2 protein-coding genes are annotated in these 1,301 nt (G+C 56.9%); both read left to right on the top strand.

The features are described 5' to 3' along the window. Positions 1-149 precede the first annotated feature (149 nt). Entirely contained in the window at positions 150-710 is a 561-nt protein-coding gene (locus AB0F11_RS38245; RefSeq protein ID WP_137910414.1) for a hypothetical protein, read from the top strand. Positions 711-738: 28 nt separating this feature from the next. Further along, the coding region (locus AB0F11_RS38250) for a M35 family metallo-endopeptidase (protein ID WP_362184497.1) at positions 739-1,301 on the top strand (563 nt) is incomplete at its 3' end.

A 1,301-nucleotide genomic window follows, 5' to 3' on the forward strand; every position in this document is an offset into this window, starting at 1 on the left:
ATCAGGATGCCGCATACGCAGAAATTGCCCGCGCATTTGTTTGCCGTTGTCGACTCGCATCTCGAGAGCAACTGGCGCGGTGACGCTACCAATAGAGAATGGACGGTCGTGGAGCTTGCCGTTACACGCGGTGCGCAGGGGGATGGCGCATGATCCGCTATTTTCTTGCTCAAGGTGATCGAGGTGGCAGCGCGACAATCACGGAAGGCCTGCCGACCGTCACCTGTTCCAATCCGCCCCCGCGCGTGCATATCGCGACACTGGATATGCAGACCTACTGCACGGCGTGCGGACGGAAGGGCTTTATTGCTCCGAAAGGGCCGCGGTGGCCGGGAACCGGGCCGAACGGCAAACCTTGGGCGCTGAGCGGCGACGTCAACGTCTGCGGTTGCAATCCCCAGCCGGTGTTCTATGCCCAGCGCGGCATGATGATGCGATTTACGGCTGAACAAGCGGCGGCGTTGACCGGGCAGATCCGAAACCACACGGATTCTGCACTGGCAACCGACGATGAGCACAGCGAGCAGTATGTCTTGTGCGATGAGCAGAGTGGCCGTCCGCTCGCGCGTGTTCGATACCGCATATACACGGCATCAGGTCAGATCGTCAGTGGTGTCACGGATTCCGAGGGAAATACCCGACGAGTAACAACGAGTCACGCCGAGAAACTTAGGCTCGAGGTCGTGGAGGGCAATAGCGATGTCCTGTAACGAATACGTTTGCGTCCACGATTCCGCGGTGACGAACACCACACCGGGCTCGAAGTTGAAAGTTTTTCTTACGCTCAACGGCCCGCCAATCTGCCCGGCCATGACCGACGCAGAATTTAGAAAGCTGATGATGCAACTTCGTGATGAAGGAGCCGATCTGGTGAAGGAGCGCCTCGATAGATTGGCCGAATGGGCACCTGAGGAACGTAGGCGTGTCTGGACGTGGTTTGGCGCGAATGACCACGAAATTCGTCATAGTCTTATCACTGGATTGACGGCTACTCTTGCCGTCATGCGATCACTTGCCCCTGGGAATTTTCTGAGAGCCCATCCCGATCTGGATCGATCTCTTGGATGCTTGCCGACCAACAAGAACGTCGGCACTGTAGCGCACGTATGTGGTCCCGACACTGAAACACACACAATAAGCATCCACGAGGAATTTTGTACGATACGCGATCGAAGCCGTGCGGCTACCTCGAAGTTGTCGACTATTATCCACGAGTGTACTCACTTCGAGGATACGTTTGGGGCGGGCGATCCAAAGTACGGAATCACGCGATTTCTCCCTGAGTGGGGGCAATGTAACCC

Origin of the sequence: Streptomyces sp. NPDC032472, from assembly GCF_040636955.1 — a bacterium.
Classification (GTDB): domain Bacteria; phylum Actinomycetota; class Actinomycetes; order Streptomycetales; family Streptomycetaceae; genus Streptomyces.

Bases quoted from the DNA above. Each gene is read 5' to 3' on its own strand.
- AB0F11_RS38245 (WP_137910414.1), top strand. From the start codon at position 150: ATGATCCGCTATTTTCTTGCTCAAGGTGATCGAGGTGGCAGCGCGACA.